This window comes from Methyloceanibacter sp., from assembly GCF_051306395.1.
Taxonomy (GTDB): domain Bacteria; phylum Pseudomonadota; class Alphaproteobacteria; order Rhizobiales; family Methyloligellaceae; genus Methyloceanibacter.
The window spans coordinates 1-9310 of record NZ_JBPPND010000001.1; the positions used below are offsets into that span (position 1 = coordinate 1).

Below are 9310 nucleotides of genomic sequence, written 5' to 3' on the forward strand. Positions count from 1 at the left end.
GAAGTTCGCCGTGGAGGCGAGCGCGTCGGCCTTGGAGTTGAGATCGATGCGGCCGTTACCGTCGCCGTCGACCGCGTAAAGCAGAATCGCCTTCGGCAGGAATTGGGTCTGGCCCACCTCGCCATGCATGGTGCCGCGCTGCGCGGGGTTCAATGCGCCGCGGTCGATGAGCTGAAGCGCCGCCTAAAGGTGCCCCGTGAAAAATTCCGGCCGCCGGCAGTCATAAGCGAGGGTGGCGACAGCGGAGAGCGTGTGCTGGTTGCCCATATAGCGCCCGAAAGCGGTCTCCATGCCCCAGATGGCGAGCAGGGGTCCGGGCGGGACGCCGTATTGCCGCTCGAGGGCGTTGAACAGCGCCGCGTTGGAGCTCTTCAGGCGCTTCCCTTGCGAGGCGATGGTCGCGGCGCCGCGCTTCTTCATGAATTGATCCAGAGAGAGCTTGAAGCTTTTCTGCCCACGGTCGGCGCGGATGGTGCCGGCGGCGTAGCCGGTGCTCATCAGCGCGTTGATGCCGCGCTGGCCGATGCCGTTGGCCTTGGCCTCTTGCGCAAAGGCCCGCTTCCACTTTTCGAAGCCGGCGGAATTGTTGCCGCACGGGGCCGCCAGGGCCGGGGCGGCGGACAAGAAGAGCAAAGCGCCTGCGAGCGCCATCAGTCGTTTATGCGTCATTTGGGCCTTCCGTCTTTCAGGGAGGCCCGGGCTGACAGCGCAGCGCCGAACCGCCATCCTTGAGTGTTTCCTCGGATGTCCGCCCCGAAAGAGCCAGGCCAGAAAATCGGGCACGCAATTTTGCGCCACAATTCTGCCCTGTCCCTCGGAGGACTCGCTTCGCCTCTCCCCGCGACGCCATTTTTACCTTGAGGGTTCGGGCCTTGGCAATTGGCTTAGCCAGGGTTTCGCGGGTCTCTCGCCGGGGAACAGTCTCTTAACCCATGAGTTGACCCTAGCAGGACAGAACAACGCTGGCGTCATAAGACAGAACCATGCACCCCATTGCGAAATACGCGGCCGTCTCAGGCCTTTTGTTGGTCACCGCTTGCGGTGTCTGCGTGCTTGGATTTTCGCTCGCGGGCGAGCGGTTTGCCACCGTGCCTTCGCCCTCCGCGTCCGAGACCGAGACCATCGCTTCTGTCCGCGCCACCAAGGCGCGCCCGCAATCCACACTGCTCGGCTCAGATCCCCAGCGTGTCGCCCGCGAAGCGGCGGCGCGCCAAAGTTGGGTCGAGGTTGTCGATGCGGTCAATATGCGCCAGGGTCCCTCCAGCGCTAACGCCGTTATCAGGGTGCAGCTTGCCGGCACCAAGCTTCGCGTCGCATCGCGCGAGGGCAAGTGGGTCGAGGTGTTCGAGCCGGACACGGCTGAGACCGGCTGGGTGTTCGACGCGTATGTCAAACGCATCGCGCCCGTGTCGCGCCGTGCCGAGGCCGCTGAAACGACGATTCGTTAGCGCCGCTTTGGCTTTTCACCAGAGGGCGCCATGAAGCCTATTCCGAGGAGTATGAGGAGAGCCGGACGGCGGGGCGCCGCCGCGCTGTCGGTGCTGCTCACAGGCTTCCTCGTGACCGGTGGTCTGGTCGCCGTCCCCTTTCTGATCCTCACAGCCCCGGTGGACGATTATTCGCTCACGGCGCTCGAGCCGGCGAGCCAGCGGACCCTGGTCCTTCACACCAGTGACGGCAAGCCGTTCGCGCGCCGCGGCGGGTGCGTGGCCGAGCCGGTCTCGCTCGATGAGGTCCCGCAGCATTTCGTCGACGCGCTGCTGTCGATGGAGGACCGGCGCTTCTACTACCATCTCGGCATCGACCCGATCGGGCTGGCACGCGCCGCCATGGAGAACCGCGCTGCGGGCCGCATCGTGCAAGGCGGCAGCACCATCACCCAGCAGTTGGCGAAGTATTCGCTGCTGTCGAGCGATCGCACGATGGAGCGTAAGCGAAAGGAAGCTTGGCTCGCGCTGTCGCTCGAACTACGGCTCAGCAAGGACGAGATCCTCGAGCGCTATCTGAGCAGCGCCTATTTCGGTCAGGGCTGCTACGGCCTGCGCGCCGCGGCGAAACAGTATTTCGGCACCACGGTTCCGGACCTCACGCTCCCTCAATCGGCCTACCTCGTGGCCCTTCTGAAGTCCCCGACTGCGCTCAATCGCGATCCCGAGGCGGCCCGGCAGCGCGGGAATGAAGTGCTCGATGCCATGGTCGAGACGCGAAAGGTCTCGCCGGCACGCCGAAAGGAGCTTGCCCCGGTCCTGCCCGAGATCAGAACTGAGGACGCCACGGGCAGCTATTACGCCGACTGGGTTTCCCACACCATCGAGCTGCCGCGCACCAGCGATTATTCGCCCTTGCCGGTCTACACCGCGTTCGATCCCGAGCTCCAGCGCCTGGCTGAGTCCGCTATCGAGACCGTTCTCGCCAAGGAGGGCAAGGCGCGGAACGTCTCCCAGGCGGCCATGGTGGTGATGCGGCCCGACGGGCGTGTGCTCGCCATGGTCGGAGGTGCGGATCACGACCAGAGTCAGTTCAACCGCGCGGTGCAGGCGCGCCGGCAGCCGGGCTCCTCGTTCAAGCTGTTCGTCTATCTGGCGGCGTTGCGCGCGGGGCTCACGCCCAACAGCACGGTGGTCGATCAGCCGGTCCGCATCGGCAGTTATGAACCGAAGAATTTCGGTCACCGCTACCGCGGCGCCATGCCCATGAGCCGCGCCTTCGCCTCGTCCATCAACACGGTATCGGTGCAACTATCCGAGGGCATGCGGCGCACGCCCGTGATCACGGCGGCGCGCGACCTCGGCATTTCGACGCCGCTGGAGGCGCAGCCGAGTCTGGCGCTCGGCGCCTTCGAAGTCACGCTACTCGAAATGACCAGCGCCTTTGCCGCGGTCGATGCCGGCGCTTATCCGGTGAAGCCCTGGGCGATCACCGGGTTCGAGGCGGCGGACGCCAACAGCGCACCGCCGCGCGGCGCCGGCCGCTGGCGGCTCAACGAGCAGAAAGAGCTGATGACGCTGTTGCGCGGTACGGTGGAGAGCGGCTCCGGGCGGCGGGCCCGGCTGCCTATTCGTGCCTTTGGCAAGACGGGCACCAGCCAGGATTATCGCGATGCCTGGTTCATCGGCTTCGCAGGCAATCTCGTGGTGGGTGTATGGGTCGGCAATGACGACTTCAAGCCGATGAAGCGCGTCACCGGCGGCAGCCTGCCGGCCGAGATCTGGGTCAGCTTCATGCGCGAGGCGATCGAGACCGATAAGGGCTTCGAGCGGAAGCCGCAGCGGATCGCGGCCTTCGAGGCCGAGCTGCGCCAGCGCAAGGTGAAGATCGCCAAGAATGCCTTCAATCAGGGCGAAGTGGAAAAACCGCGCAAGAGGAGCAGGGCCAAACGCCGCCGAGATTTCGATTTCTCCCAAGACCGCCGTCCCCGGCGCGAGCGCCGCGGCCTGTTCGGTGGGTTGTTCCGCTAAGGCCGGCTCTCAAAGCCCGAGTCAAACCTTTGCGAATCAGGCATGATTCCGGTCATGGCAGATCGATCCAGGCTTGCGACCGAACGCATGAGCGTGAGCGTCGTCCGCGTGTCGGCGCGGACCGCGCCGAAACGCGTCAAGTTCTGCGCGCTTGAAGGGCCCTTGCTGGTCCTCATCGAGGCGGACAGCGAGGACGAAGCCTTCGCCATCTGCAGCGAGCAGGGGCTCGAATTCGTCTACCTCTGCGACGATTAACGATCCTCCGCTCGGCCCACGGAACAACCCGCAAAGCCCGGCGTTGATCATGACCGGTGGCGCCTCTTGCCGCCCCGCGCTACAGGAGGACCTAAAGATGACGACTCCCCAAGACACGTTCCGCAATGCCGCCAACTCGCCGGCCGCCCGCCAAGCTGCGGACAAGGCCAAGTCGATGGCCGACGATATCGGCGATGCCGCCGAGAGCGTCTCCAACAAGGCCGGGGCGCAGTTCGCCAAGGCTCAAGATAAAGTTCAGGACATGGCCACCGATGTCCAGGACATGGCCGTTGACGCATATGACCAGGCGCACTCCGCCGCGAAGCGTAATCCGCTCGCAGCCATCGGCATCGCGCTCGGCATCGGCTTCCTGCTCGGCGCACTTACGACAGCGCGTCGTTAACACCGGTCATGCTGTCAGCTTGGATGAAGCTGGCCTTCACCTCTGCCCAGGCCTGGCAGGAGGCGCAAACCGTCATGACGTTGCGCATGATGCGGCTCGCGCGCGGTGGCGCCATGGCGCAGACCGAGGCCACCAGAATGGTGACCGAGAAGAGCACGGCCCTCGTCGAAGCGGCAATGACCGTGGCCACGGGCGGCTCCGCCGAAAAGGTCGTGCGCGGTTACCGCACGCGCGTGCGCGCCAACAAGCGGCGCCTGACCCGATAACCTTGTTGATGCGCGGCGTCGTGCCCCTCTGGTTCTTGGTTGAAGCGAACCCTATTTTCGTCCCACGCGTTGAATAAGCGCGCCGTTACCCCTTCACCGAGAGGCCAGCCGAAATGCGAATCGTTTTCAGGGCTTGCGGACTCATGCTCGCGTCGTGGATCGTGGCTCTCGCGGGACCGGGCCTCGCGCAGGCCGAGGACTTCGAGTGCGTGTCGACGACGCTGCGCATCCTGTCGCCCAACGACAGGGTCTGCATCAGCGAGTTCGACGATCCGAAAGTGCGGGGGGTCAGTTGCTATATCAGCCAGGCGCGCAAGGGCGGCTGGGGCCAGCCGCTCGGCCTCAACGAGGACCCGTCCAATTTCTCCGTGACCTGTCGGCAGATGGGCCCGATCTCCGTGGACCTGAAGAGCTTGCCGGAGCGGGAAGAGGCCTTCACCGAGAAGACCAGCATCTTCTTCAAGAAGACGCGCATCTACCGCATTCCCGACTTGAAGCGAAACGCACTGGTCTATCTGGCGATCAGCTCCAAGATCATCGACGGCTCGCCTGCGAACGCGGTGAGCGCCGTGCCGATCCTGCCTTGGCCTTCGGAGTAGGGCGCGGCTTATGCGGACCTTCTCTTGCGTCTGCGGGCAGACGCTGTTCTTCGAAAACGTGTCTTGCGAGAACTGCGGCCGCGAGGTGGGCTGGTGCCCCTCCTGCCGCGCCATCGCGGCGCTGGAGCCTTTAGGCGACGGCACCTATGTTTGCGCCAATGCCGGCTGCGCGGCGCCGCTTGTCAAATGCGCGAACTATGCGATCGAGCATGTCTGCAATCGCTGTTTGTCCGCGGGCAATACGGCGACCGGCGGTCGGTGCGACGCCTGCCGCTTCAACCGCACCATCCCCGACCTGTCCGTCCCGGGAAACCGCGAGCGCTGGGCCGAGCTCGAGGCGGCGAAGCGCCGGCTGCTCTACAGGCTCGACTTTCTGGGACTGCCTTACGGTTCGTCTGACGAAGGATTCGACCCGCCGCTCGCCTTTGACTTCAAGGCGGACGCTATTCCGTCGGAGGGCGTGTGGCGCTGGATGGGCGCGGACGACCGTGTCTATACGGGCCACGCCGACGGCAAGATCACCATCAATATCCGCGAGGCCGACAGCGTTGAGCGCGAAAAACTGCGCGTCGATATGGGTGAGGCCCACCGCACCCTGGTCGGGCATTTCCGCCACGAGATCGGCCATTATTTCTGGGACTTGCTGGTGCGCGGCCGCTGCGAGGATGACTTCAAGCGCACATTCGGCGACCACGAGAACCCGCCTTACGGGGAGGCGCTCCAGCGGCATTATTCGAAAGGTCCGCCGCTCGATTGGCGCAACCGCTTCGTCAGCGCCTACGCCACCATGCACCCTTGGGAGGATTGGGCGGAGACCTTCGCGCTTTATCTCGACATCACGAGCGTGCTCGACACGGCCTCTAAGATGGGACTGATCGGCGCCGTGGATTTCGGCGATCTCAACGGCATGGCCAGCCAGCATTGGCGGCTGGGACTTGTGCTCAACGAGCTCAACCGCGAGATGGGCCTGATCGACGTGGCGCCGGAGGTCCTGCACGCGGCCGTGGTGGAGAAGCTCGGCTTCGTCCACGGCCTCGTGCGCCGGCAGGCGGAGGGACGCGAAGCGGCCTAGCCCTTGGAGTTCCAGTCCTTGGGGTCCCAGCCCTTGGGCGTCTTGTTCTGCATGTTGCGGAAGGCGTTGGCCATGAGCCAGGAGAGCTGCTGGGCCTGGATGCCGAAGGTCTGCATCTGGGTCTGCACGTAGCGGCTCTGGAGGGTCACGACTTCCTGCATGTCCTTGGCCTTGGCTAGTTCGCTGGCGAGCGAGAAGGACCGCTCGGCGTTCTCCTTGGCGAAGGCGATGGCCCGATCCTGGATCGCCTTGAAGTTGCCGGCTTCCGGTCCGCCGGAGGACGACCAGGCGTTCATGGCCTGGCTCATGAACTCCATGAACTGGCCATAGGCCACGCGCGCCTGCTCCACGTTCTTCTCGGCGAAGTCGCGCATCTCCGTCGGAATCTCGAACATCTGCTTCTCTGTCATGCGGTCCCCTTAAGCCCGGCTTTGATGGCGGGCAGCTCTCAGCCCGCTTCGGTAGTTGCTCTAGATTACAGCATTTTTCCCGCTGAACACCATGGCCGGACCCTTCTATGAGAGCGGCCTTAAGGAACGCTTGCCTCGGGCACGGCGATTTTGGCGGTTTGGCCCACTTTCAGCTTCCAGCTCTGGATGGGCCCGCCGGCGGTGTCGAGCTTGCCGGCGAGATAATAGAGCCGCTGGGTGTCGACGCCCTTGGCGGTGCAGAAGCGGTCCTGGAGGAAAAAGGGCGGGATGGCCTGGTAGTAGAGCGTGGCGCGGATCTCGGCGGGCTCGCCGTCCATCTCCGCGAGGGGGACTTGGTAGAGGAGAACCTCCTCGCCTGCGCTCTCGTTCTCCTCGGCGTAGTCCGGGTCGCCGTCCGTGCCGACCGGTGCCACGTCCTCGGCAAGCTCCTCATTGGCACCGAGCGCGCTCGCGATCTCGGTGCGCGCTTTCAGCGGCAAGAAGCCATGGGGCAGCAGGCGGTTGTCCTTCACCTTGGCGCAGATGGAGAGGAAGCTCGACGTCAGCGGGCCTTCCGGCTTGGCGTGCGCGCCGCAGGCGGGGTGCTCCACGTCGGCCGGGCTCGCGGCCATCTCCTGGTAGATCTGCGCCTGGGACTGATTGGTGATGACCTGGTAGTGAGGCTGGTGCGCGCGCGCCTCCGGGGCGATGCGCGACTTGCAATCTTGCGTCCACCACAGCTCGCCCGCGACCGGCTCGCCGTTCTCGTCCACGATCACGCCGGTGCGGTTGGTGCGGCCCGAGGCCCAGAGCACCTGCCCAAGCTTGTCGCGCACTTCGAAGGCGACAAAGGCGCGCCGGAAGGCGACGCCGGAGGGGAATTTGTGGCCGGCTTTGTTGCGCACTGTCACTTTGGCGGCGAGCGTGCCGCCTTCGCGCGTCACTTCGGCCACGCCGATATCGGCCGTCTTCGCCGCTTGCTCCAGCATGGCGCGCTCGGTGGCGATGAGCGGGTCGACGCCCCGGCGCGACGGCAGCATCGGGTCCTCGGTGCGAATCCCGAGCACGTCTGGGAATTGCTGGGCCATCTTGGTGAGGAACAGGTTCAGGCCGACAAGCGTGTGCTTGGCGAAGCCGTCTCTGGGTTCGAGATCGATGTCCTCCGGCGGTAAAGTGAATTCGGCCTGCGGGAAGGATGAGTATTCCTGAATGCTGGCGATCTTGCTGCGATAGGGCGTGCCTTCCGCGTCCTTCTTGGGCATGTGGCAGTCCTGGCAGGACTGCGCCTTGGCGCCGGCGCCGCCCGGCAGCGCGCCGTCCACCGTCTCGCCGGTGCGATAGGCGGAAAACGCCCATTCCGGATAGGTCGCCTGCTCGTAGGTGTGGCCGACGATCTTGCCGCGGTGAAGCACGGGCAGATGCACCGTGTGGCAACTCGCGCAAACTTCCGAGCTCTTCACGTGCTCGCTATGGGCCGCGACCAGACCCGTCGCGGCTTCCATGGGCTTCTTCTTCGGGTCCTTGAAGGGACCGAAGATTTCGCTGGGCTTGGCGACGAGAAAATTGCCGGTGAAGGTCTTAGCGAGGCCGGTCAGGCCCGGATTGAGAACCTTCTGGCGTTCGGCGACGCAGGCGTTCTGCGCGTCATCCGCGACCTTCTGCGATGCGTCCTTGCCGAGCACCATGCTGTGGCAGGTCGAGCAGGCCACGCCGTCACGGCCGAGCGCGGCGTATTTCGCCAGGTGCGCGGTCGGATTGTCGGCGGGGTAGGGCACCGCATCGAGCGCGGCGCGGGCGAGGGGCGCGCAGGCGCCGGTATCCGCAAAGGTATCAATGGCGTGCTGGCGATGTCCTTGCACGGCGTGACAGCTCATGCAGGTGTCTTCGATGAGCGCTTTCGACTCCGGGTGGAAGGTCTCGATCTCGCTGGCGAGCTGCGCGAAGAAGATGGGATCGCGACCGCTGAGCCCCATCGGCGATTTCTGCCAGGACCCGTAAGGCGAGATGTTGGTGAGTTTCGGCTCCGGTCCTTGCTCGGTCATGTGGAACTGGAGGCCCGTGCCGCCGGCGCTATGACAGCCGAGACATTGGTCGGAGGTAACGAAGCGCGATGTCGCGGTGGGCTCTCCGGCTGGAAACCACACATGGTCGTAAGTCTGCGAGGGCATGGTGGGCGGCTCGCCTTCAGGCTTAGGCGCGCCGCTCAAGAGCTGGAAGATCTCGGCGAAGTCGTTGCTGTAGTCCTTGCGGCTGCGCAGGCGCCGGTTGAAGGCGCTGACCGCGGCCTTCACATCGGTTTCTTCGGTCGCGACCTGCTCGTGCAGCGTTTCGAATTTCGGCTGCGGCGGTGGCGCACCGCGGCGCTGGCCAAGACGCTGGCCGTCGTTCTGAAAGTGGTCCTCCAGGTAAAAGTCGTGGCTCAAGAAGACCAGCGGTTCGCCGGGCTCGCCATTGACGTTGCGCAAGGAGGCGAAGGTCTGGTTGTCGCGCGCGGAGGAGTGGCAGTTGGTGCAATAAAGTCCGAAACCGGTGTTCGGGTAGCCGTGCGCCGAGGTCGCCGGCCAGGTCGGCGACCATTCGCCTTCGCCCCAGCCGAACCAGCCCCAGAACCAGCCGTCGCGGGACTCCTTGCTGGCGCGCACCATGATGGCGCCGCCGTTCTCCGGGAACAGGTGAATCAGGTCCGCGTCCTTGCAGTGGGACGTGGGCGGCGGGAACATCTCCTTGACCATGATGGCGCCGTCGGGCACCGGCGTCTCTGTCTTGGTCTCGTCGCCTTCCGCGCGGTTTGCCTTCATCCAGTCGATCATGTCGGGCGAGTACCAGACGACCGCCGGGGCATGGGTG

9 protein-coding genes and 1 pseudogene are annotated in these 9310 nt (G+C 65.0%); 7 read left to right on the plus strand and 3 right to left on the minus strand.

The features are described from left to right. Positions 1-669 (minus strand): annotated as a pseudogene (locus ACSLE4_RS00005) (lytic murein transglycosylase); the annotation flags it as partial. A 314-nt stretch (positions 670-983) separates the two neighbouring features. Here ACSLE4_RS00005 and ACSLE4_RS00010 point away from each other — a divergent pair. From ACSLE4_RS00010 to ACSLE4_RS00040, 7 genes are all read left to right on the plus strand, one after another. Then, on the plus strand, positions 984-1448 hold the full coding sequence (locus ACSLE4_RS00010; protein ID WP_435902438.1) for an SH3 domain-containing protein: 465 nt from the start codon (positions 984-986) through the stop codon (positions 1446-1448). Positions 1449-1499: 51 nt separating this feature from the next. Beyond that, positions 1500-3458: a transglycosylase domain-containing protein gene (locus tag ACSLE4_RS00015; RefSeq protein ID WP_435902439.1), complete on the plus strand. Its 1959-nt coding sequence runs from the start codon at positions 1500-1502 to the stop codon at positions 3456-3458. Between the two features lie 54 nt (positions 3459-3512). Next, complete coding sequence (locus tag ACSLE4_RS00020; RefSeq protein WP_435902440.1) at positions 3513-3713, plus strand: hypothetical protein; 201 nt, start codon at positions 3513-3515, stop codon at positions 3711-3713. Positions 3714-3810: 97 nt separating this feature from the next. Continuing rightward, a complete protein-coding gene (locus tag ACSLE4_RS00025; RefSeq protein WP_435902441.1) occupies positions 3811-4116 on the plus strand; it encodes a DUF883 family protein in 306 nt (101 codons plus the stop codon). Positions 4117-4124: 8 nt separating this feature from the next. Then, the gene (locus ACSLE4_RS00030; protein WP_435902442.1) at positions 4125-4382 is read left to right on the plus strand and encodes a hypothetical protein; all 258 of its coding nucleotides are present in this window, start codon (positions 4125-4127) and stop codon (positions 4380-4382) included. Between the two features lie 143 nt (positions 4383-4525). Further along, positions 4526-4981, plus strand: coding sequence for a CreA family protein (locus ACSLE4_RS00035; protein WP_435902443.1), 456 nt, complete (start codon positions 4526-4528; stop codon positions 4979-4981). Between the two features lie 10 nt (positions 4982-4991). Next, positions 4992-6053 carry a zinc-binding metallopeptidase family protein gene (locus ACSLE4_RS00040; RefSeq protein ID WP_435902444.1) on the plus strand — a complete coding sequence of 354 codons (1062 nt, stop codon included), beginning with the start codon at positions 4992-4994 and terminating at the stop codon, positions 6051-6053. On the opposite strand, the gene ACSLE4_RS00045 is transcribed toward ACSLE4_RS00040, so the two are convergent. Both ACSLE4_RS00045 and ACSLE4_RS00050 read right to left on the minus strand, forming a co-directional pair. Beyond that, positions 6050-6463 carry a phasin family protein gene (locus tag ACSLE4_RS00045; protein WP_435902445.1) on the minus strand — a complete coding sequence of 138 codons (414 nt, stop codon included), beginning with the start codon at positions 6461-6463 and terminating at the stop codon, positions 6050-6052. The genes ACSLE4_RS00040 and ACSLE4_RS00045 overlap by 4 nt on opposite strands. Positions 6464-6582: 119 nt before the next feature. Beyond that, on the minus strand, positions 6583-9310 hold a 2728-nt coding region (locus tag ACSLE4_RS00050), incomplete at its 5' end, for a hypothetical protein (protein WP_435902446.1).